The 21,583-nt window shown below is 40.9% G+C and carries 21 protein-coding genes; 4 read left to right on the plus strand and 17 right to left on the minus strand.

What is annotated here, in order from left to right:
- Window positions 1-455 precede the first annotated feature (455 nt).
- The 3 genes from KQI58_RS06685 to KQI58_RS06695 all read left to right on the plus strand — a co-directional run bounded on the left by KQI58_RS06685 (window position 456) and on the right by KQI58_RS06695 (window position 5,286).
- Window positions 456-1,196, plus strand: a complete 741-nt coding sequence (locus tag KQI58_RS06685) for a methyltransferase domain-containing protein (protein ID WP_216407604.1) — start codon at window positions 456-458, stop codon at window positions 1,194-1,196.
- A gap of 18 nt (window positions 1,197-1,214) precedes the next feature.
- Window positions 1,215-2,288, plus strand: coding sequence for a glutamyl aminopeptidase (gene pepA / locus KQI58_RS06690; RefSeq protein ID WP_216407606.1), 1,074 nt, complete (start codon window positions 1,215-1,217; stop codon window positions 2,286-2,288).
- Window positions 2,289-2,616: 328 nt separating this feature from the next.
- The gene (locus KQI58_RS06695; protein WP_216407608.1) at window positions 2,617-5,286 is read left to right on the plus strand and encodes a cation-translocating P-type ATPase; all 2,670 of its coding nucleotides are present in this window, start codon (window positions 2,617-2,619) and stop codon (window positions 5,284-5,286) included.
- Window positions 5,287-5,341: 55 nt separating this feature from the next.
- On the opposite strand, the gene KQI58_RS06700 is transcribed toward KQI58_RS06695, so the two are convergent.
- From KQI58_RS06700 to KQI58_RS06765, 14 genes are all read right to left on the minus strand, one after another.
- A complete protein-coding gene (locus tag KQI58_RS06700; protein WP_216407610.1) occupies window positions 5,342-6,073 on the minus strand; it encodes an amino acid ABC transporter ATP-binding protein in 732 nt (243 codons plus the stop codon).
- A gap of 11 nt (window positions 6,074-6,084) precedes the next feature.
- Window positions 6,085-6,738, minus strand: coding sequence for an amino acid ABC transporter permease (locus KQI58_RS06705; RefSeq protein WP_216407612.1), 654 nt, complete (start codon window positions 6,736-6,738; stop codon window positions 6,085-6,087).
- 18 nt (window positions 6,739-6,756) lie between these two features.
- Window positions 6,757-7,530: an amino acid ABC transporter substrate-binding protein gene (locus tag KQI58_RS06710; RefSeq protein WP_216407614.1), complete on the minus strand. Its 774-nt coding sequence runs from the start codon at window positions 7,528-7,530 to the stop codon at window positions 6,757-6,759.
- A gap of 1 nt (window position 7,531) precedes the next feature.
- A complete protein-coding gene (locus tag KQI58_RS06715; protein WP_216407616.1) occupies window positions 7,532-8,674 on the minus strand; it encodes a cystathionine gamma-synthase in 1,143 nt (380 codons plus the stop codon).
- Between the two features lie 802 nt (window positions 8,675-9,476).
- Window positions 9,477-10,277 (minus strand): 4-hydroxy-tetrahydrodipicolinate reductase, encoded by an 801-nt coding sequence (gene dapB / locus KQI58_RS06720; protein WP_216407618.1) that lies wholly within the window; start codon window positions 10,275-10,277, stop codon window positions 9,477-9,479.
- Window positions 10,278-10,412: 135 nt separating this feature from the next.
- On the minus strand, window positions 10,413-11,057 hold the full coding sequence (locus KQI58_RS06725) for a hypothetical protein (protein ID WP_216407620.1): 645 nt from the start codon (window positions 11,055-11,057) through the stop codon (window positions 10,413-10,415).
- A 171-nt stretch (window positions 11,058-11,228) separates the two neighbouring features.
- Window positions 11,229-11,789, minus strand: a complete 561-nt coding sequence (locus tag KQI58_RS06730; RefSeq protein WP_216407622.1) for a glucose-6-phosphate isomerase family protein — start codon at window positions 11,787-11,789, stop codon at window positions 11,229-11,231.
- A 23-nt stretch (window positions 11,790-11,812) separates the two neighbouring features.
- Window positions 11,813-12,592, minus strand: coding sequence for a glucose-6-phosphate isomerase family protein (locus KQI58_RS06735; RefSeq protein ID WP_216407624.1), 780 nt, complete (start codon window positions 12,590-12,592; stop codon window positions 11,813-11,815).
- 28 nt (window positions 12,593-12,620) lie between these two features.
- On the minus strand, window positions 12,621-14,354 hold the full coding sequence (locus KQI58_RS06740) for a class I mannose-6-phosphate isomerase (protein ID WP_216407625.1): 1,734 nt from the start codon (window positions 14,352-14,354) through the stop codon (window positions 12,621-12,623).
- Window positions 14,355-14,389: 35 nt separating this feature from the next.
- Window positions 14,390-14,809, minus strand: coding sequence for a PTS sugar transporter subunit IIA (locus tag KQI58_RS06745; RefSeq protein ID WP_216407627.1), 420 nt, complete (start codon window positions 14,807-14,809; stop codon window positions 14,390-14,392).
- Window positions 14,810-14,836: 27 nt separating this feature from the next.
- Window positions 14,837-15,679, minus strand: a complete 843-nt coding sequence (locus tag KQI58_RS06750; RefSeq protein WP_216407629.1) for a PTS system mannose/fructose/sorbose family transporter subunit IID — start codon at window positions 15,677-15,679, stop codon at window positions 14,837-14,839.
- Window positions 15,679-16,491: a PTS mannose/fructose/sorbose/N-acetylgalactosamine transporter subunit IIC gene (locus tag KQI58_RS06755; protein WP_216407631.1), complete on the minus strand. Its 813-nt coding sequence runs from the start codon at window positions 16,489-16,491 to the stop codon at window positions 15,679-15,681. Before KQI58_RS06755 ends, KQI58_RS06750 begins: the two co-directional genes overlap by 1 nt.
- 18 nt (window positions 16,492-16,509) lie before the next feature.
- The gene (locus KQI58_RS06760; protein ID WP_216407633.1) at window positions 16,510-16,998 is read right to left on the minus strand and encodes a PTS system mannose/fructose/N-acetylgalactosamine-transporter subunit IIB; all 489 of its coding nucleotides are present in this window, start codon (window positions 16,996-16,998) and stop codon (window positions 16,510-16,512) included.
- A 146-nt stretch (window positions 16,999-17,144) separates the two neighbouring features.
- Window positions 17,145-17,882 (minus strand): GntR family transcriptional regulator, encoded by a 738-nt coding sequence (locus tag KQI58_RS06765; RefSeq protein ID WP_216407635.1) that lies wholly within the window; start codon window positions 17,880-17,882, stop codon window positions 17,145-17,147.
- Window positions 17,883-18,098: 216 nt separating this feature from the next.
- Here KQI58_RS06765 and KQI58_RS06770 point away from each other — a divergent pair, with 216 nt between their 5' ends.
- On the plus strand, window positions 18,099-18,320 hold the full coding sequence (locus KQI58_RS06770; protein WP_216407637.1) for a hypothetical protein: 222 nt from the start codon (window positions 18,099-18,101) through the stop codon (window positions 18,318-18,320).
- A 46-nt stretch (window positions 18,321-18,366) separates the two neighbouring features.
- Here KQI58_RS06770 and KQI58_RS06775 read toward each other — a convergent pair whose 3' ends face one another.
- From KQI58_RS06775 to KQI58_RS06785, 3 genes are read right to left on the minus strand one after another with little or no spacing between them, the layout of a single operon-like run.
- Window positions 18,367-19,002, minus strand: coding sequence for a TetR/AcrR family transcriptional regulator (locus KQI58_RS06775; RefSeq protein ID WP_216407639.1), 636 nt, complete (start codon window positions 19,000-19,002; stop codon window positions 18,367-18,369).
- A 4-nt stretch (window positions 19,003-19,006) separates the two neighbouring features.
- The gene (locus tag KQI58_RS06780) at window positions 19,007-20,614 is read right to left on the minus strand and encodes an ABC transporter permease (RefSeq protein ID WP_216407641.1); all 1,608 of its coding nucleotides are present in this window, start codon (window positions 20,612-20,614) and stop codon (window positions 19,007-19,009) included.
- Window positions 20,607-21,521, minus strand: a complete 915-nt coding sequence (locus tag KQI58_RS06785) for an ABC transporter ATP-binding protein (protein WP_216407643.1) — start codon at window positions 21,519-21,521, stop codon at window positions 20,607-20,609. Before KQI58_RS06785 ends, KQI58_RS06780 begins: the two co-directional genes overlap by 8 nt.
- Window positions 21,522-21,583: the final 62 nt, after the last annotated feature.

Genomic DNA, 21,583 nt, shown 5'->3' on the forward strand with positions numbered 1-21,583 from the left:
CTCTTTGAACTCAGCCTGTGAAAACGCTTCATTAGGCTAGGCTTTTTTGAGTGCACCTTCTTTCAGTTCTTTAGGGTAGAAAACGTGTTACTTTACTCTTGACTTATTACCACTAGACTTATTCATAACAATGAATTAATTTTCTGTGAAAAATTAATTCGATTCGAATGATGTAGATCAATCAATGAAAGGACATTATTCAAAGTGATATCTGATCTTTGAAGATAGTCTGCTTCTTTGCTAACAGCGCAAAGTTAAACGGACATCTTAAGTCAAGTTGCGACTGATAATCATTCTCAATTATCTCGAAGTATTACACATGTTATCCATGATGTAAAGCATATTTTTTGACATTCATTCACTTTTCTGAATTATTTTGATTCATTTCATAAATTTCAAAATTTAATTTTTGAGGTGTATACTAATTACAATCACCACTTAGAAAGAGGATCATTATGCCTGATTATCTGAATGAACTCGAAGCCTTTTGGGATGACTTTGCCGAAGAATATGAAATGATTCAACAAGAATCAATATTTCCGATTGCTGAAGAACTGCGGGATTTTTTGCTAGCAGAAAATCTCCTGCCCTGCCAAACCTTTTTAGATCTTGCTGGAGGTTCTGGTCGTTATTTATCTACAATAAAAGCATATGTTCAAAAATATGATCTGGTAGATTTATCAGCGGAAATGTTGAAGCTTGCCGCTGATAAATCTGATAGTAATGTTCAGTTGATCAAAAACGATCAAAAAAAATTCTTATCACAGAATAAAGAGCGTTATAACATTGTTTTTTCAGCTATGAATCCTGCTTTACAAACAAAAGAAGAGCTACTCGCTTTTTGCCAAGCAAGCCATGATTGGTGTTTGATTCTAAGAGTCGTAACAGACGAGGATCAGATCTTTTCTCCCTATGAAGAAAAGAATTCTGATCTGTTATTGAATGACCGCTATAAAACTTTTTTGAATGAGTTGAACATTCCTTATCGTACAAAAAAATTTGCATACACCAATTGCGAAGAAATCACTCGTGATTTTTTTCAGGAATACTTTATGGATGATTTTTCTTCAACAGAATTAGCTGAAATCACTGAAAAAACTTTTGGGAACAAACTTAAAAAATGGAATCAACAATTTCTCGACTTTGAATTGATTTATTTTCATGTACCAAAGACTTATAATGAGAACGGATTTTAATATTAAGGGGGATTTTTGATGGAAGAAAAAATGTTTCAACGAATTAAAGAATTAACGGAACTGCAAGGAACCAGCGGTTTTGAAGAAGATATTCGCAGCTACCTGCGAACTGCTATCACACCATTAGTGGATGATGTGCAGCAAGATGGTTTAGGCGGAATTTTTGGTCTGCGCCAGGCTGATGAAAGTAAACCACGTGTAATGGTCGCAGCTCATATGGATGAGGTCGGCTTCATGTTGTCTGAGATCACTCCACGCGGATTATTTAAGGTCGTGCCATTAGGCGGTTGGAATCCCTATGTGGTTTCTGCGCAACGCTTTACTCTAAAAACTGGTAAAGGTAATTATCCATGCATCTCTTCTTCTGTGCCGCCGCATTTATTACGGGGAACCAGCGGGCAAGGACAAATCAAAGTTGAAGACATTCTTTTTGATGCAGGGTTTGAATCAAGGGATGAAGCTTTGGCTTACGGTGTTCTCCCAGGCGACACGATTGTTCCGCAAACTGAAACAATCAAAACCGCGAATGGAAAAAACATTATCAGCAAAGCTTGGGACAATCGCTACGGCTGCACTGTCGTTTTGGAAGCATTAGAAGCATTACAAAAAGAAGAATTAGATTATACACTAATCGCTGGCGCGAATGTGCAGGAAGAAGTCGGCTTACGGGGAGCAAAACCGGCCGTCACAAAGTTCAAACCAGATCTATTCTTTGCAGTCGATTGTTCAGCCGCAGATGATTTGGTGACAACGAATGGGACTTTTGGTCACTTAGGGGAAGGAACGCTTTTACGTATCCAAGATCCCGGTATGATCCTACTTCCGCGGTTACGGGAATATCTATTGGACACTGCGGAAACACATAACATTCCATATCAATACTTTGTTTCTAAAGGCGGAACCGATGCAGGTGCTGCTCACACGGCAAACGAAGGAATCCCAAGTACTGTGATTGGTGTTTGTGGTCGTTATATCCATACCCATCAAACCATGTTCAGCATTGCAGATTTTGATGCCGCGCGAGAAATGCTAATCCAAGTTTTAAAAGGCTTGGATGAAAGCACAATCAACACAATTATCGAAGGAAAGTAGCCGCTTAAGAAAAATTAAATAACTTCAGAAAAATCGAGATTAACAGGGCTTTCCTAACTTATTTGATGACTTTATTAAGTGAAACCAGCATTTTTCTTGCAATCAAAAATCATTTCCGTTAAGATTTAAACATATTAATAACTCCTTAGGGGAGTAACCGGCAACGTTGTTGTTGTGATATCAACAGTAAGTTAACCAGCGATGGTTTTCTGGTATCGTATGAAATGGTGAGACCTAAGACAAGTTTAAACACTTGCCTTGGGTCTCTTTCTTTTTTTTCAGGACGTTACCACTAAGCTAAGTGAAATAAAAAATTGGAGGATATAAATTGACAAAACACGCGTACCAACAAGAAACAGAGGAATTAATGAAGGACTTGAACACTGCGCCAGAAGGTTTAAGCCAAGCAGAAGCCCAAAGGCGCCTGCAGGAAAATGGACCAAATCAATTAAAAGAAGCGAAGAAAAAATCCTCGTTGACTTTATTTTTAGACACTTTTAAAGATGCGATGGTGATCGTTTTGCTGATCGTTGCCGTTGTTCAAATGGTGATGGGCGCTCACGTTGAATCAATCGTTATTTTAGCTGTGTTGCTACTCAATTCAGTCGTAAGTGTCATTCAGACGAAAAAGGCTGAAGGTTCTCTGGATGCCTTGAAAAAACTTTCAGCACCGGATGCTAGCGTTCTTCGTGGCGGACAAGAGCAAAGTATTCCTGCTAAAGAAATCGTTGTAGGTGATATCGTTATTTTAGAAGCTGGTGACTATGTGCCAGCTGACGGTCGCTTGCTCGAAGCCGGATCGCTAAAAGTTGACGAAGGAATGCTGACTGGTGAATCAACACCAGCTGAAAAAGAAATCGTAACATTGGATAACAATGCACCCATTGGTGACCGCCTCAACATGGTTTTTAGCGGAACGATCGTGACTTATGGTCGCGGAAAATTTTTAGTAACTTCTACAGGCAGTGATACGGAGATTGGTCATGTCGCTGGTTTATTAGAATCAACGACAGAACAAAAAACACCACTTCAACGAGGATTAGACAGTTTCAGTAAGAAATTAAGTATGGCGATTTTGGTTCTATCTTTGGTGATCTTAGGCGTTCAGCTATTGCGTGTCTTCTTAGATGGTTCAGCGGATATGACACAAGACATCGTCAACGCCTTTATGTTCGCTGTAGCTGTCGCCGTAGCTGCGATTCCAGAAGCGCTGCAATCAATCGTTACAATCGTTCTTTCATTAGGAACAAAGAAAATGGCGAAACAACATGCGATCATTCGTAAGCTACCTGCTGTAGAGACATTAGGCTCAACGAGTATTATTTGTACTGACAAAACGGGGACGTTGACACAAAATAAAATGACAGTTGTTGATCACTTCTTAGCCGATGGACAAAGCGGAGAATTTTCAAACGATCCGAAGCAATGGGAAGCAGATGAACAACGTTTAATCGAAATTAGTGTTCTAGCTAATGATGCAACGATTAGTGAAGACGGGACAAAATTAGGCGATCCAACGGAGATCGCATTAATCGACTATAGCGAAGAACAAAACCAATCGTATCGTGACTTGCGTAAGAAATATCCTCGACAGGCGGAACTGCCTTTTGACTCTGATCGTAAATTGATGTCAACACTTCACACGATCGACCAACAAAAAACCATGGTAACAAAAGGTGGCCCGGATATCGTCTTTGAACGCAGCTCGAAAGTGTTGCTTGACGGACAGGTTGTCGATTTTACACCAGAGCTTAAAGCGCGTTTCCAAAAACAAAACGAAGCTTTTTCTGAACGTGCATTACGTGTATTGGCCTTTTCTTATAAAGAAGTAACAACGGATTCGATAACGTTAGACGATGAAAAAGATCTGATCTTAGTCGGATTGCTGGCAATGATCGACCCGCCGCGGAAAGAAGTTTTCCAAGCAGTTGCTGATGCCAACTCAGCTGGTATCCAAACAGTGATGATCACCGGTGACCATAAAACGACTGCCGTTGCCATTGCGAAAGAAATTGGGATTTTCCAACAAGGCGATCTTGCATTGACTGGTGCTGAATTGGATCAATTGAGTGAAGCTGAGTTAGCCGAACAATTAGAGCAAATCACGGTTTACGCTCGTGTCTCACCAGAAAACAAAATCCGAATCGTCCGTGCTTGGCAAGACAAAGGCAAAATCTCCGCTATGACTGGCGATGGTGTCAATGATGCCCCTGCCTTGAAGCAGGCAGATATCGGGATTGCAATGGGAACCGGGACAGATGTTGCGAAAGATGCTGCCGCGATGGTTCTGACGGATGACAACTTTGCTTCGATCATTAAAGCCGTGGAAGTTGGACGAAATGTTTTTGATAATATCAAAAAAGCTGTTGCTTATCTATTTGCTGGAAATTTAGGTGCGATCATCGCGATCATCTTTGCCTTAGCAATCGGTTGGGCAAATCCATTTACTGCTTTGCAACTACTCTTTATCAATTTGGTAAATGATTCACTGCCGGCAATTGCTTTAGGAATGGAAAAAGCGGAGCCGACGATTATGCAGCGTCAGCCGCGAGATCCGAACAGCGGGATCTTCACTGGTAAAACACTGATCTCTGTAACCTATCGTGGGATTTTGATCGCCGTTGCCGTGATCACCGCCCAATGGATCGGAAATCTGCAATCCGCTGAAATGGGTGTCGCGATGGCCTTTTCGACCTTGATTTTAAGTCGGACATTACAAACTTTTGCCGCTCGTTCCAACACACAAACCTCCGTACAAGTTGGTTTGTTCTCCAATAAAATGGTCTTGTTGGCAATTCTTGTTTGTGGCGGATTATTTAGCCTGACATTATTACCAGGGTTACGAGAAGTTTTTGCTATTCCAGCAGCCTTTGCTTTGAAGGAAATTGGCTTGGCTCTCGCTCTAGCAACTTCAGCCGTTCTATTGATGGAAATCACTAAGATGATCATAGTGAAAGTACAAGAACCAAGGGCAAAAGCACAATTGAATAAATACTAAACGAGATTAACCGCATGAAAAAGCCGACATCAACATTCTGATGTCGGCTTTTGGCTTATAAGAACTGTTGCAGATAGCGTTGAATTCGCGGATTGTCACTTTCAAAGAACGCTCGACTGCTGCCGTCAAAAGTCACTTGTCCTTCTTCAAGAAAAACGATTCGATCTGCGACTTTACGAGCAAACTCCAAATGGTGAGTCACAACAATCTGGCCATTGCCTGATTCGGCTAAATCCTTGATTACTTGCAATACTTCTTGTGCCAGCTCTGGGTCTAGTGCACTCGTTGGTTCATCATAAAGCATAAACTCAGGCTCCATCGCCAATGCACGAGCAATCGCTACCCGTTGCATTTGTCCGCCAGATAATTGTTTCGGATGCTCGTTTGCTTTGTCTAATAATCCGACCTTTTTCAGTAGCTGTTCCGCTTGTTCTCGCGCTTGCTCTTTTGAGACTTTCTTCACCTGCGTAGGACCTTCCATGACGTTTTGGATCACCGTCAAATGGGGGAAAAGGTTATAAGCTTGGAAAACGATACTGAAATGTCCACGATATTCCTTTAATTGACGAAAGGATAAATTTTGCGGGAAAGAAAGATTGTCCTGATCGATTTTGATTCTGCCACTATCCGGTGTCTCCAATAAATCGATTGAACGCAGTAATGTACTTTTCCCTGAACCCGAAGGTCCTAAGATGACGGTCGTCTCCCCAGGTTGAAAGGTCAAATCGATTTCCTTTAACACTTGATTGCCATCAAAGCTTTTATTTAATTTCTCGATTGTTAACATGCTTCTTCCCCCTAATAGACCATCCGTTTTTCAAGTACGGACTGCAAATAATTCAAGAAGGTACAAAATACTAAATAATAGACCGCCACCATGCAGTAAAGCAATAATGGTTCGTAAGTGCGAGCAGCAATCCGTTGAGCGGTCATAAAAATTTCCACAATCGTGATACTTGCTGCCAATGAGGTATCTTTGACCAGACTAACAAAGTTATTGGACAAAGGCGGCAACGCGATCTTAAAAGCTTGAGGTGCAATAATACGATAAAGAATCTGCCAACGGCTCATTCCTAAAGATGCCGCGGACTCATATTGCCCCTGAGGAATCGCTAGTAAAGCGGAACGAATGTTTTCAGAAGCATACGCGCCGGTATTTAATGAAAAAGTCAAAATCGCTGCAGTCCATGCATCCATTTGAATCCCTACAGAAGGGAGTCCAAAAAAGACGATAAATAATTGGACTAATAAAGGCGTCCCACGGAAGACCCAAACATATAGGAAAAAGATTCCGTTTAAAATGCGATTTTTTGAAATCCGGGCTAAGGCAGTCATTAATGCCAAAACCATTCCCAAAGCAAAAGAGATCAGGGTTAAAGGAATCGTCATTTTTAACAGTGCCCAAAACAACGGCAGCGCAGAGCTTTGAATAATATCAATTGTTCGTTCCATTTTACTTAGACCTTCCCTCTATTTAGAAATATCCTTCTTGAAATATTTTTCTGATAGCTTCGTTAAGGTACCATCTGCTTCTAACTCTTTGATGGCTTTATCAACTTTCTCAGCTAATTCTTTATCATCTTTATGGAACATCGCGGCTACTTCTGTTGCTTCATCCGAAGTTTTCACGATTTTGATTGGTGCATCTGGTTTTTGGTTCAAATAATCGTAATAAGTCACGTCATCGTTCAAAGTAGCATCTGCACGATTATCGCCAACCAGTTCTACTGCCTTACTAAATCCATCAACACTTGAGATCTCTGCACCAAGATCTTCTGCCATTTGAGCGTAGTTACTAGTTAATGATTGAGCAGATGTTTTTCCCTTCAGATCAGCAAAATCCTTAATCTCATTATTATCTTTATTTACGATCAATGCTGGATGAGAAACTGAATACGGTGTACTAAACAAATATTTTTCTTTACGTTCAGGGGTGATCGACACTTGGTTGAAGATCACATCGGATTTATTTGCATCAAAGGCTGCTAACATTGAATCCCAAGGTGCTTCCACAAATTTGACTTTATAGTCGATTTTTTTCGCCACTGCTTTTGCGACATCCACGTCGTACCCAGTCAACTTATCATTATCATCCCGAAAAGAGAATGGTGAATACGTTCCTTCTGTCCCTACACGCAAAACCTTTTCCGAGCTTGCTTCACCGTCACCTTTTGACTGGCAGCCTGCCAAAAATAAGACACCGACGACTAATAAACTAGCAACTGCAATAATTGATTTTTTCATTTTATTCTTTCCCTTCTAACGCTTGGTTTAAATCCTGCTTTAAATCTTCAATATCTTCAATTCCCGCCGATAATCGAATCAAACCATCCTTAATACCAGACGCTTCTCGTTTTTCTTTTGGTATCGAGGCATGAGTCATAACCGCTGGAACTTCAATCAAACTTTCAACGCCTCCGAGGCTTTCGGCCAAAGTAATGACTTCCAGTGACTCAACAAATTCTGCAACTTTACTTTCATTCACTAACTCAAAAGCGACCATTCCTCCAAAACCGCGCATTTGTTTCGCAGCGATTTCATGTCCGGCATGATTAGACAGCCCAGGATAGTATACTTTTTCTACGGCTGGATGAGCAACTAAATAGTTTGCAAGTATTTCAGCATTCCTTTGATGAGCTTCCATTCGTACGGCTAAGGTTTTGATTCCTCTTTGGAGCAGCCAGCTATCTTGTGGTCCAAGAACTCCACCGATTGAATTCTGATAAAAGCCGATTTTTTCAGCTAACTCTTCGTTATTCGTTGTCGCTAAACCAGCAACTAAATCACTATGTCCCCCTAGATATTTCGTTCCACTATGCAAAACAATATCTGCACCCAATGATAGAGGCTGCTGTAAATAAGGAGTTGCGAAGGTGTTATCAACGATAGTCAGTAACTCGTGATTCTTTGCCCACGTTGCACTCTTTTCTATGTCGACGATTTTTAATAACGGATTACTAGGTGTTTCTAAATACAATGCCTTCGTTTTTTCAGTGAAAGCCGCTTCTAATTGTGAAAGTTCCCGACTGTCTATCATTGTGTAGCTTAACCCCAACGGCTTAAAGACTTTTTCCAATAAGCGGAACGTCCCACCGTACACGTCATCACCTAAAATCAAATGATCTCCCGGTTGGAATAATGATAATGTCGCATGAATAGCTGCTAAGCCAGAGCCAAAAGCAAAACCTTTCACTCCACCTTCAAGTTCAGCAATCAGCTCTTCTAGAGCCAAACGAGTCGGATTACCAGAACGTGAGTATTCAAAATCTCCCGGTTGTCCTAATTTTATTTGACGATATGTCGAGGTTTGATAGATTGGTACACTGACCGATCCTGTTAACGGGTCTTCACTGATTCCTCCGTGAATTAATTTCGTTGATAAATGCATTTGATTTCCTCCTAGTATTTAGTCATTTCTTCAGCGTTCATCTGTTAAGCAACAACACATGGTAGTTCCTCCTGTCTTTTTTATATAGGTATTATTTTCTAATCACGTTAGAATATGATAACAACGGCAGCCAGCTCATTTTTGATGTAATCATTTTTCTAAAATCCAGAAAAATGAAATTATTTTCGTACGCATATCATTCCACTAAACAGCACGATCATAAATTTTCTTATCCAATGAACATCCCTCGATCTTTTTATATTGTGAAAAGCGGAACTGACAGCTAACTCTCTTTGAAGGAGTCATTTTTCTAAAGATCAGAAAATGACTCCTATTTTCGTTTCGCATACGATCCGACTATACTTCCTGTACCTTATATGCCTTTAACCAATAGATTTTTTCGTCAACCTATACAAGCTGCGAAAAGTCGGACTCGCAAAAAAGAGGTGCAGCTATTAAAGCTGCACCTCTTGGTATCGTCGAAAATCAGAAGTTTCCTTCTTTATTAAACGAGCTCAGAACAGTTAATAGGCATGACAAATCGGTATGCTGCTTTTTTGCACCATACAACAACATGCTGGTTCAACTGTTTGAAGATTCATAGATTTCGCAATGTTGTTTGTCATGAGTCCTGACCTCCTTAAATGATTGGGTTAAATTTAGCACTTAAAAAATGAGAAGTCAATCAATAAACTCTCAGAAAAAAAGTAAAATAACTATCTTAATGATTAGATAAATCTAGCTAATGAACTAACTTTAGACAGATATTCAGTGAAAAACATCTCTTAAAAAAACAGTTTATCTAAATTTTTAACACATCAGAAACCGAGTAGTTACCTGGTGGCTGTTTAGCCAAAAATAGTGCACAATCGCAAGCTCCTCTTGCAAAGCCTCGCCAATCGGTTGAATGATGACTGATCTCTAGACGTTCACCAAACCCGCCAAAGAAAACAGTATGGCTACTTGGTGTATCTCCCATACGAACAGAATGATAACCGATTGTTCCTGATTTACGCTCGCCTGTTCCTTCACGACCATAAACCACTATATCCGAAAGCTCAGCTCCTAGCTCATGTGCAATCAACTCTCCCATTTCCTTCGATGTTCCGCTTGGTGCATCCTTTTTCCAGCGATCATGCATTTCTACAATTTCAATGTCCGTCTCTTCCCCGATAGCGGCGGTTGCCATTTGCAATAGCTTATTCATTACATTGACCAATTTTGAAGTATTCGCAGCGTAGAGCATTGGAATCGTTTCTCCAGCTTCACGAAATTGCTCCATTTCCTCTGAACTAAATCCAGTCGTCCCACAAACCAAAGCTTTTTTATACTTCTTAGCTAATTGTAATACCTTCAAACCCATTTCCCTTGTTGAAAAATCAATAATAACATCGCACTCATCGATCACGGCCTCTAAATGATCCACGACAGAGATTCCAAGATCACGTCCAAGTAATGCCACCTGGCCTAAATCCTGACCTATATAGTCACGACCTTTTGCTCCAACTCCTGCTATTAGCTCTAAATCTTTATTATCAGCAGCTATCTGAGTGATTAAACGCCCCATCTTCCCCCGAGGACCAATAATAATTGTTTTGATCAATTTCTTCCCTCCTGTACTATTCGTAAAACGATTTCAAAAATAGTTTACCATGGAAAGGACTTCACTGAGGCAAAATCATAAAAAATATGAAAAATCACCTGTGGAGTCTTCCACAAGTGATAACGTTGATCTTTATTAAAAAAACATTCGTAAGAACGACCATAAATAACGTAATAATCGAAATAAAATAAATAAAAGGAAGATATTTCCTAAAATAAAGCTAACTGCATTTCCAGCACTTGCCTTTAAGTTACTCAAAGTAAATCGTCGTAAAAAACGTGGTACTGAGCTGTAACCATTTCGTTTTAAGCGAAACTTCTCCTCATATGTAAGATCAAGCATATCGTAGTAGACGATTTGCAGCGGTTCCCGCGAGAAGAAGGCTTTGGAGAAACCGACCATCATCGTATATTGCTTGTTATTGGATGGCAGATTGCGCACGCCTTTTTTATTGATCCGAATTTTTTCATCGTCCATCACATTATAGCTGTACTCTTCTTCTTGGATTTTGTGGATCTGTACGTCCGGTGTATTTTCGGCTAAAAAAGCTTGATAGACATCCGGAAATTTCTGCTTTTCTAAAAACAGATAAACCATCAACGCTGCTATCAGTACCATCAGTAAACCATTCAATACTAAATTATCTTGAAATATGCCGCTGTATACCATAATGATCACTAATGCCACTGCACTGATCGTGATTCGTTTCCAGTAATAATTCTGATACATGATCTTGATCGTACGTTCATAGTACGCAAAATCCGATTCAGCAAAATTCATCAAACTCACCACCCTTTCTTTAATCTCTTATTTTCTTATATAGTATAGCAGTATAGCGGAGCAAAGTGGAAAGTCAATGTCATGACAGTTAGTTTATTCCTAGAAAAATCACAGAGAATTAAAATTATCTAAAAAACTGGATCGACATCCTTGCCGATCCAGCTCCTTTTTTTAATCATTCATTTTAATGACAGGCTCCCCAGATGCAGCCCGCAAAACTCTTTGGGGAAACATTTCTTCTGGCGTCGCATAGTCATGGCCTGATTCCGTTTGCCAACAGGCAGAGACTGACAACAACGTTGCTCCAGTATTGATCAAACGATGCGCCGTATTCCCCGGAATGTAATGAACTGATCCGGGAACCACCTCTTCCAGCTGTGTTTCACCATTGTCTGTCATCATCAGCAGACCTTGTCCCTCTAATCCAAAGTAATACTCACCGGTGTCTCGCTTCGCATGAAAATGACCTTTTGTTAGAAAGTATTCTGCTCCAACGACTCCATGATATAAATGGGTGATCCCAAAATACAGTCCCCCCGGCGTTCCTTCAACTAAATCATTGTCTTGATATTCAACACGATACATCACCGTTTCCGGATCTAATTCCTGATAAGCGGCTGTATCTGAAAAGTAGCCTGCCAAATCTTTTGCTCGAGTCTCTTTCTCTTGGATGCCTTTGCCTTCTAACTTGAAGGTTTCGCCGTTATACCTGATTTTACTTTTATTGATCATCGCGGACTCCTTATCATATGGCTTCATGGAACGTATTTTTCCCATTTCTCTTTACACAAATCGGGGCGGACGACAAAATCAAATTTGCTTTTGTCTTGCTGATATTGCTGATAAATCGGAAGCTCCGATTCGATCGCAAACTCTGAGTATCCACGCGGTGCTTTCTCGATCAGCTTGTCTGATCGATAGCTGGGATTCTGCTCCCAAATAATCTTGCCTTGAGTATCGAACTTAGGATAGTACGCCAAACCGTTATGCGCTCGAACGTCTTCATAGTCAAAACCAAAATCTCGTACACACCAGGCTCCAAAAATCATTCGTTCCGTTTTCGAGGCATTGATCGTGCAATGCGCCCAGCCTGGCGGAACGATCACCACTTCTCCAGCTTTGGCTCCCACAGCATAGCAACGTCCCGGATCATCCGTCGCTCTTTCCTGCATATAGATGATTGCTTCGCCGGACCAAATCTCATAAACCTCGGAGGTCGACATTTGACAAGCCTGCGAAATTGAATGAATATGTCCTTGGCTTTTGACTGGCTCTTCACCGATCGAACCCTTCGCGTAAGCAACAATACCAAAAAGTAGTTCTCGCTCCAGCAAATCCGGTCGATCACGTTCTGATCCCACATCCATCGCAATCGAATAAACGATCTCAGGTCCGGTCGCCTCATGATCCGCCATGCTATGAAGGATATCCTTTAAATGACGCTGTTCAGCATGAGCCGGACCAAAAACGGCGGGTGGATAGATAAACTCGTGGTTTTGTTCATCAAAGGTTATACCTAACCCTGTTTCAAACATTTTTTTCCCTCCTTTATTTGGTTCCATTTTACGATAAATTTCTGACAAAGGCTTGAAGTACAGCGACTTCTTTTGTCGGATCTCCTTGATTGACCAATTTGTATTTCTTGATCGCTTCGGGCACGATAAAGGTTTCTCCGTAATGAATCTCAAAAGGCTCAAAGCTGCCATTCAAACTTTCGACCGTGATCGCTTCTCCCTCTACCAAATTCAGCATATTGACGCTTTGGTGAACCTTTACGTTTACTTCCTTTTTGAACCAATGACGATGGGTCTCGATAAACTCCAGCTCATGCAGCCCGGTTTTTTCAACCCGAGTTTCATTATCCTCATGCAATGTTTCAAACGGATTGATCAAATTTTCTTTGACCCAAGCCGTGTCAAAATCAGTATTCACATTTTCTTCTCCATGTGCTAAATGCACCGGTCTTGGAACGCCATCCAACCCTAAACGTTCCCAATCCCATAGCTTAAAGGTGAAAATGTAGGGAGTCTGACTGATCTCCAGCACCACCGTATCCGGTCCACCGCAATGGATTGTGCCCGCTGGGATAGAATAATGATCGTGCTTTTTCACTGGGAAGCAATTGATGTATTTCTCATCTGGAAAACGATAGTCACCCTTTTCGGCTTTGCGCAGCTCCTCAAAGAGCTCTGCTTTTTCTACTCCCTCTTTTACGCCAAGATAGATCGTGGATTTTTCAGAAGCCTGCAAAATATAATAGCTTTCATTTTGCGTATAGGGCATGCCGAATTTATCCTGGATATAATCAACGCGGGGGTGAACCTGTAGGCTTAAGTTTCCGCCGCCAACAGTATCTAGGTAATCGAAGCGAATCGGAAACTCATTTCCAAAGCGCGCTTGAACTTTTTTTCCTAGTAAAGCAATCGGACGCTGATGAACCACATTGATTGCCGGGATCTCGATTTTTGTCCCTGAAAAGTTCAAACAAAGACTATTTTCCTCTGGCACACCATCAAAGGCCCAGCCAAAGTTCTCCTGATTAGGGTCTAGATTGAATTCCTTCTTCATCCACTGGCCGCCCCACACACTGGCATCAAAGTAAGGGACTAGACGAAACGGCTGTTCCACGATTTGATCCAGGGCAACACGATAACTCGTTCCATCGACCATTTTTGCCTGCTCTGGAACATTTGTATCAATTAGATAATCAATTTGATCAGTGATCCTTTGTTTCAAGCGATCAGCTACCCGCCATTCAAAGAAGAAGCCGCGTTTTACTTTTTTAAGATTGTCTTCCTGTTCATTGGCCGCTTTCCAATTCGGCATCCCTGCGCGATACCGTTTTTGAATCTCCCAGCGCGTCAAATCGGCATAACATAAAATATCAGGCTGCGGCTGCAGGATCGCTGCTCCGGTACCGTAAACGACGACTGCTTTCTTTTCTTTTGCTAGTTCCTTTTGTAATTGCTTTACTTCGTATTCTGGATAAAAATCATCTAATGTGGCATGTGACATGATGCCAAAGACACGATCATCGGTCATATTCGCGGCGATTTTTTTTGTCAATGTTTCAGCGTCATAAGCAAAATCATCTGCTTTTACTAGGCGAACATCTGTCAATTGATTCAACAGGTGTTCCTCTAATTCAGATAAATATACTCCTGGGTAGCACTCAAAAGTGATTGTTTTCTTTCCATCATCAAGCTGCTGCTTTAGTTCTTCAATAATTTCCTCATAACTGTTCCATGTCTGTGCAGCGTGATTCACCTTGATCTCCGGTTGCAAATTATACGTCATTTTTACCCCTCTTTAATAATCATAATGATATGACATTAGAACTCCTCTTCGTCCTCTTCTTCAGAGAAATCCATTCGGTCGATACTTTCTTTTCCAGCCTTGATGCCATCAGCGATCAGTTGGTGGAATTCTTTTCCTTCACGCATCAAAATCATGTCTAATAGCATTGCCAGATTCATCCCCGACAGCATTTCGATGTCTAAATCGGTTTGAGTTAAAATATCATAGGCGTTGGTTCCTGGAGAACCTGCTGGGATATCACATACAATAATCATTTGCTTGATATCATCTGATAAGTTTGCGACTAAGTTTTCTAGCTCCGCTCTGTATGAAGCGATGCCTGATTCTTCCAATCCAAGTGAAAATAAGTTTTTTTGTTCACCAGCGACAAACTCGATTGCTGATTTCATACCATGAGCCAGTTTTGAATGGCTCACTAATAAAACTCCAATCATCGTCATTTCTCCTTGTTTTTCAATTTCTTAGAACATCATCTGGATCAAGTAGGCAATTCCTACACCGCCAAAGGCTGTCACAAAGTAAATACCGATCAGCTTCAACGCTGAGACACCTTTTTTCGCCATCAAATACCATGAAACTAAGACTAAAACTAATGGCAGTAGATTCGGGAAAATACCATCTAAAATTTGTTGAATATCAATCTTCGCACTACTGAATTTCAAGACAATCGGTAATTGCAGATTTACGTAACTGGCTGCAACGCCGCCGATAACAATCATTCCCAAAACCGAGAAGGCCTGCGTGATCTGTTGCGCCTTTTCTCCGACAAAGGTATCGACCGATTCAGCACCCAGCTCATACCCTTTAAAGAACAAGAAACGCGTACCCAGCATAATGATCGTATTGTAGGCAACGATGTAAAAGATCGGTCCCAAGATACTGCCGTTTTCTGACAGCCCCATCCCGATCGATAGCAAAATCGGAATCAACATTCCCGGAATCATTGAATCGCCGATCCCTGCTAAAGGTCCCATCAAACCAACCTTTAAACCATTAATAAAATCATCATCGATTTCCTCTTTGCCTAACGCACGCTGCTCTTCTAATCCGACAACCACACCATTGATCAATGAACCAATTTGCGGTTCGGTATTGTAGAAAACAGAATGCCGTTTCAACATCGCTTTTTGTGCTTCAGGATCATCTTTATATAAACGTTTTGCAATTGGCTCCATTGATAAGGCAAAACCAAAGGCTTCCAAGAACTCGAAACTTGTCGCGACTAAATTGTACATCATCCAACGAATATACGATTGATTCAGCGTCTTTTTATCTAAAAGTTGGTAAGATCTTTTTTGTTCCATTAGAATTCCTCCTCATCATCGAAATCATCATAAGCTCCGTCTTCTGTGGCGGCTTTTACCGCTGGCTTAGATTGCGCCTGGAAATAGATATATGCAATCACACCCGCCACAATAGCCAAGGCGATCATATTTAATTTCAAGAAAATCACGCAGACAAACCCAAATAGGAAGAACAGCAGCATGATGTCTTCTTTAACAACGGCTGTCAGCAGCATCACGATCCCGATTGCAGGAAGTGCGCCACCTAAAATTCCCATGACATCAATCAAATATTGCGGCATGCTGGCTAACAATTCCTTAGCAAAGCTGGAGCCAAAATAAATCACTAAGAACGATGGAATAAAACGTAAAGCGAAACTCAGCAACTGCGGGCCAACGATCGAATTGAAATGGAAGGCTTTTTCGTTGCCTTCTTCAATTGCTTTTTGTGCCCGATGATTCCAGAAGGAGTTGGCCACTTGAAAGAAGTTGAATACGATCGTACCAATAACACCGATCGTTGTGGCTAACGTCACCGCAACCTCCGTCGATGAATTGGATAAAATAGCTAAAGCAATGGCCGGATAAGCAACAAAGTTCAAATCTGCCGGCATTTGCCCACCTGGTGTAACCATCGCGATATAGACTGCCTGAATGGCAACTCCGATAATAATTCCCTGTGTCACATCACCTAAAATAAGTCCAATCAAAAATCCTGATACTAGGGGGCGGCTAATGGTATACCAGCCGCCGGTCAGCCCCATCAACCAGGGAGTGCCGAGAGCACCCAAGTAGCATAGCAGTGAGATCAATACAGCTTGGAAAAAGAGCATAATAAATTCCTCCGTTCTTTATTTTTCGATATCTTTCCAAGTAAAGCCTTTTGAATCCGGTACCAATTTAAACTGAATATCCATCCCTAACGCATCTAACCGTTCGAAGGCCGCTCGTTCTCCATCAGTGATCGCCACGTTTGGTCCAATTTTTCGGGCGCCTTCTCGTGCACTCATCGGTCCAACATTTAAAATCGGGTAGCAAGAAATAAAATCTGCTCCAGCATCATACAAACGCACAAGGGTCTCTGGTGTCTTCGCAATTAGAAAATAATTCTTCTTACTGCCTACGATCTCGTCCCATTTTAAGGCCGTTCGATCAACCGTCATAACAAATCCCTTCAGAGGCTTCGGCACCGCTCCCTTAAGCGCCTTCGATAATGTTGGATTGTTGGCGGAACGATCATCTACTGCTACGACCCCATCGCAAGCTCGTTCACTCATCCAGCGTGTGACTACCTGTCCATGAATGATTCGGTCGTCGATTCGAATAAAAGATATTGCCATTTTTTTCACTCCTGTTCTTTATGTCATTTTGTTATAACAATAGCACAAATAGAGTATAAGTCATTTTTTAGAAAAAGACAACGCTTTCTTTTCTTTTTTTGAAAAAAAGTGCAAAATTACTAAGCGTATTTTGCACTTCTTTGTTATTAGATTTCAATGTAATAGCGATACTGGTCACCGATATAGTAGCAATCGCTGATTTCCTTATACTGTCCATCTGCTCTCGAAACCATCCGAACCCTTTTTAAAATAGGAGTATTTTCTGGTACTTCTAAAACAGCTTGAAGCTCTGGAGTAGCACTAAGCGCCTCGACATATTCTTTGCTTTCACTCATCACAATGTCAAACGTTTTTAAATAGTCATACAAGGAGCCATAATAATCCTTACTATCCAGCGAGAAATTCTCCGTATAAGGGATATGTGTGACGAAATAAGCAAAAGCCTTTCCATCATCAACTCCTCTGGTTCTTCTAAGCTGAAGAACCTTCGAACCTTTTTCGATACCTAATTGCTGAGAAATTCGTTCGGAAGCCTCAATTAAACTAACTTGCGCATGTAATGTCCGAACCTTTTTCCCCAGCTCCTCCATTTCCCGCGTAAAGCTGCGAACCATTGTATAATGTTCCTTTTCCGTTGAATGATCCATTGATAAAACGAAAGTTCCTTTTGCCCGTTCGCGATATAGGTGTCCCTCACGAACCAATTCATCAATCGCCTTTCTGATCGTGATTCGGCTAACATTGTAAATATCACATAAATCCAACTCTGGTGGGATTTTCTCTCCATCCCCCCACTCGCCTGAAACAATTTTGAATCGTAAATCGTCTGCTATTTGACTATATAAAGGACTTGCACCTTTTCCTTTAGCTAGCTTTTCGTTCAAAAATATCACCCCTTAAAAGTTCTATTGTCATAACAATAATATATTTCCTCTAAAATATCAACCCTTATGGAATGCGTTTTCTTTCTTCTAATTCCGATAATTAACTCTTATAAAGCGGTTTTAAAGCTTTGAGATTTCCCCTTTCTTTCTAAAAGCTGAGTAGTATAATGAATAATAGAAAAACGATTTCTTTTAATCAAGTGAAGGGGTACACCAATGAAAATCGCCATCATACTTTCAACTATTATACTTGCGCTAGCGAATGTTTATCTTTTCCTTGTCTATTTCAAAGAGAAAAAGATTGAGGATAAATTAGAGCGTTTAGCAGTGATGTTTGGAACAAATATGAGTGTCCTGTTTGTTGATAGTCTGATTCTTTTTTTCGGTGCGCTAGCTGAAGAAGGTCTTTTTGTGATGATTATTCTTTCTGATTTTTGATTCTGTAAACTAAAACTCTGTCACCTCAATGAGGCGACAGAGTTTTTTAGCGCTCAACAAAACCGTATTCAAGTATTTTCAGCTTACGCTTCAACCGGTCAATTACCGGCATCAAGTCCTCAATCGTTTTCCATTCTGGATGTTGTGCCAATTCCTGCTGAATCTTAGTCGTCTCACTATTTAAAATAGCGTAGATCGACTCTAGCACATCCTTTTCTTGAATCTCTTTCCGTAAGGGCAGTTTGCCAATCACTTCATCTGTTAAATTCATACTACGGCTAAAATCCTGATTTAGACGCTCTACCATTTCTTTTCGCAGAGGTTCTGGCAACGTCTGCATTTCAGTGTAAGATTTCATTAAAAATGCAAATTCACGCGGATATTTCAACTGCAACTCGATTTTATATTTCGTAGCTTCGACGACCATCTCTAACAAATCAGAGGCATTCGTCCAAACTGAATAATCGATTCTCTGATAGAAAAAATCAGAAGCATAAGTATACGTTGCCTGATATAATCCGCCCTTATTTCCATAATAATGAAATAGCAAGCCTTTTGAAACCCCAGCTTCTTCCGCAATCTGATCAGTCTTTGTCTCACGATAGCCATGTTGACCAAATAAACTGGCGCTCGTTGTTAAAATGCGTTGTTCCTTTTGCGGATCTTTCACTACTTCCTTCATCCAATCACTCCAAGTCCCGCTTATTGTAGCCCATTAATCCAGCAATCGTCAAAATAAGAAAAACTGCAACTAAGACAATTGCCACAGTCGTATGAACATTCTCGGTCGGTACTTTCCCCACCCAACCTAAAGGCGAAATATTTGCCACATCATCCGATAAGTTCAACAACGGACTAAACATTTTGACTAATACACTGGCAGCTAAATAAATCCACAGAACAGTCGTTAATTTAGGTAATGCACCAGATAAGAATGTTCCGATACCAACAAAGAATAAAGTTACCGGTAAGAAGCCCAGCAGCGTCTCCCAAAAATAGTTGATTGCAATCGGGTCATCCAGTGTGCTGTTGCCAGTAAAGAAGGCGCCAGCTAAAGTTGCTGTAAACACCACAACACTCACGATTGTACCAACACTGAAATAGCTGAAGGCTAGGCGTGTCTTAGAAATACTTTTTGAGTGAAGGATTTCCAGATAGCCCTTTTTGTCATCTGATTTCAATCGAAAAATAATCAGAATTCCGCTAATCGCAGCAATCGCTACAAAAAACAAGCCTAACATGTTCAAAAAATTCAAGATCAATTCTCGATTCGCTGCATGAATTTGCGTTACACCAAGAATTTTGCGATAGGTTGGATTACTGCCGATAATATCGCCAATCGTACTGAAGATCGAACCATAAGCCGCTCCTAGTACAGCACCGCCAAAGATCCACCCAATGATGCTATTTCGTTCAATCGTTAAAACTAATCCCAACGGTGAAGATAACAACCTGCCTGCTTTTCCTTTGCCATCACGAGCGGCTAAAACACCGCTGTCAATATCCCTTGTCTTAGCGATCTTTACAGCAATCACTAAACAAATCAGACCTAGCCCTAAAGTCATTATGACCGGAAGCCAATCATCATAAGTGTAGATTGCCGTCTTTTGAATCCAGCCAACAGGAGATATCCATGTCCAATCAGGTTCTGTCACATCGGTCATCATTCGGATGATATAAAAAATTCCATACAACCCATAGCTCATAAAGTTCGCGCTACGAGAATTATTTGCCAGCTGAGCCACCAGCAGACTGATAAAACCAAACATGATACCAATACTGGCAATACTGGCACCCATTAATAGATCGCCCTGCAGCGTCGCCCCATTAAGATCAGCTGCAATTAAACTAGCTACATATAAAAGCCCCATCAATCCATTGATCAAAAGTATCTCAACAGCTGTCGCGTAGGTTGGCGCCAAGCGTCCGACTGTTCGTGAGCGAACCATTTCCAACAGTCCTGAATCTTCCTCCGCCCGTGTATTTGAGATTGCCAACGAAATATTCATAAAGACCATAAACATTCCCATAAAAACCAGCATTTCAGAAGCAAAAACATTCGCTGTCGTATACGGCTCAATAGCAGAAAATTCACCAAACAGCGAAACCATCGCAGGAGTCTTCAATGTTTCAACAATCGCATTGATATCTGTTTGCGTCCCAAATAATACATTGAATTTTGTTGATGCAGAAGCAAATAATCCGACTAAAATTACGATCCAGATAAGGTGTTTGATACGATTTTGCTTCAAATTTGCCCTTAACAAATAACCTGTTTTTGCCCCACTATTCATGAGAATCAGCCCCTTGCTTTTCATAATAGCGCATGAATAAATCTTCCAAGGTTGGCGGCGTAGAGGTCAAACTGACAATTTGTTTTTCTGCTAAAAAATTCATAATTTGTGTCATTTGATCTCGATCGACTGAAAGAACAGCTTCCTGGTGGTCATTGTCTGAAAAACGAACCTTATGCACGCCAGCAAATTGCTCTATACCATCAAGAGGTATCTTCGTTTCTACCGCAATCTCTAGTCGTGTTAAATGCCGCATGGAAGTCAAATCTCCTGTCTCGATAATCTCTCCTTCACGGATGATCGCAATCCGATCACACATCTTTTCAACCTCTGACAATATATGGCTAGACAACAAAATACTCTTACCTGCTTCTTTTAGTTTCAACACTTCTTCTTGGAAGGATTTCTCATTCAGCGGGTCCAGTCCGGAAGTCGGCTCATCAAAAATGTACAGCTCTGCTTCTTGAGATAAAGCTGCAACTAACGCTATCTTTTGGCGATTGCCTTTTGAATAGGTTCGCGCTTTTTTCTTGGGGTCTAATTGAAATTTTTTAATCAGTTCTTCTGTTCTCTGTGTGCGTTTTTGATCATTTAATCTTAGAAGCAGGTCGATGATCTCCCCTCCCGTCAAGTTAGGCCAAAGAAAGAAATCCCCAGGGACATAGGAGATATTTTTGTGAATTGCTGTGTCTTCCTTCCACACGTCTTTACCAAAAATCGTTGCTTCGCCGCCAGACTTTTTCAGCATACCTAACAATATCCGGATCGTGGTAGATTTCCCTGACCCGTTAGGACCGATAAAGCCTAATACTTCCCCTTTGTTCACATCGAAGGTGACATCCTTTAATGCCTGAAACTTTCCAAATCTTTTCTCTACTTTATTCAACGACACGATCTGGTTTTCCATCGTTCTCACTCCTATTTTTATCTATTCATTTTTTAGTTTTAAAAAATTTACTGGCTCGCTAC

Source organism: Enterococcus raffinosus, from assembly GCF_018917525.1.
Classification (GTDB): domain Bacteria; phylum Bacillota; class Bacilli; order Lactobacillales; family Enterococcaceae; genus Enterococcus_A; species Enterococcus_A raffinosus_A.

Bases quoted from the DNA above. Each gene is read 5' to 3' on its own strand.
- KQI58_RS06750 (WP_216407629.1), bottom strand. From the start codon at position 15,679: ATGGAACAAAAAAGATCTTACCAACTTTTAGATAAAAAGACGCTGAAT.
- KQI58_RS06775 (WP_216407639.1), bottom strand. From the start codon at position 19,002: ATGAAGGAAGTAGTGAAAGATCCGCAAAAGGAACAACGCATTTTAACA.
- KQI58_RS06700 (WP_216407610.1), bottom strand. From the start codon at position 6,073: ATGTTAACAATCGAGAAATTAAATAAAAGCTTTGATGGCAATCAAGTG.
- KQI58_RS06770 (WP_216407637.1), top strand. From the start codon at position 18,099: ATGAAAATCGCCATCATACTTTCAACTATTATACTTGCGCTAGCGAAT.
- KQI58_RS06725 (WP_216407620.1), bottom strand. From the start codon at position 11,057: ATGAATTTTGCTGAATCGGATTTTGCGTACTATGAACGTACGATCAAG.
- KQI58_RS06685 (WP_216407604.1), top strand. From the start codon at position 456: ATGCCTGATTATCTGAATGAACTCGAAGCCTTTTGGGATGACTTTGCC.
- KQI58_RS06730 (WP_216407622.1), bottom strand. From the start codon at position 11,789: ATGATCAATAAAAGTAAAATCAGGTATAACGGCGAAACCTTCAAGTTA.
- pepA (WP_216407606.1), top strand. From the start codon at position 1,215: ATGGAAGAAAAAATGTTTCAACGAATTAAAGAATTAACGGAACTGCAA.
- KQI58_RS06705 (WP_216407612.1), bottom strand. From the start codon at position 6,738: ATGGAACGAACAATTGATATTATTCAAAGCTCTGCGCTGCCGTTGTTT.
- KQI58_RS06745 (WP_216407627.1), bottom strand. From the start codon at position 14,809: ATGATTGGAGTTTTATTAGTGAGCCATTCAAAACTGGCTCATGGTATG.
- KQI58_RS06715 (WP_216407616.1), bottom strand. From the start codon at position 8,674: ATGCATTTATCAACGAAATTAATTCACGGAGGAATCAGTGAAGACCCG.
- KQI58_RS06735 (WP_216407624.1), bottom strand. From the start codon at position 12,592: ATGTTTGAAACAGGGTTAGGTATAACCTTTGATGAACAAAACCACGAG.
- KQI58_RS06785 (WP_216407643.1), bottom strand. From the start codon at position 21,521: ATGGAAAACCAGATCGTGTCGTTGAATAAAGTAGAGAAAAGATTTGGA.
- KQI58_RS06740 (WP_216407625.1), bottom strand. From the start codon at position 14,354: ATGACGTATAATTTGCAACCGGAGATCAAGGTGAATCACGCTGCACAG.
- KQI58_RS06710 (WP_216407614.1), bottom strand. From the start codon at position 7,530: ATGAAAAAATCAATTATTGCAGTTGCTAGTTTATTAGTCGTCGGTGTC.
- KQI58_RS06780 (WP_216407641.1), bottom strand. From the start codon at position 20,614: ATGAATAGTGGGGCAAAAACAGGTTATTTGTTAAGGGCAAATTTGAAG.
- KQI58_RS06755 (WP_216407631.1), bottom strand. From the start codon at position 16,491: ATGCTCTTTTTCCAAGCTGTATTGATCTCACTGCTATGCTACTTGGGT.
- KQI58_RS06760 (WP_216407633.1), bottom strand. From the start codon at position 16,998: ATGGCAATATCTTTTATTCGAATCGACGACCGAATCATTCATGGACAG.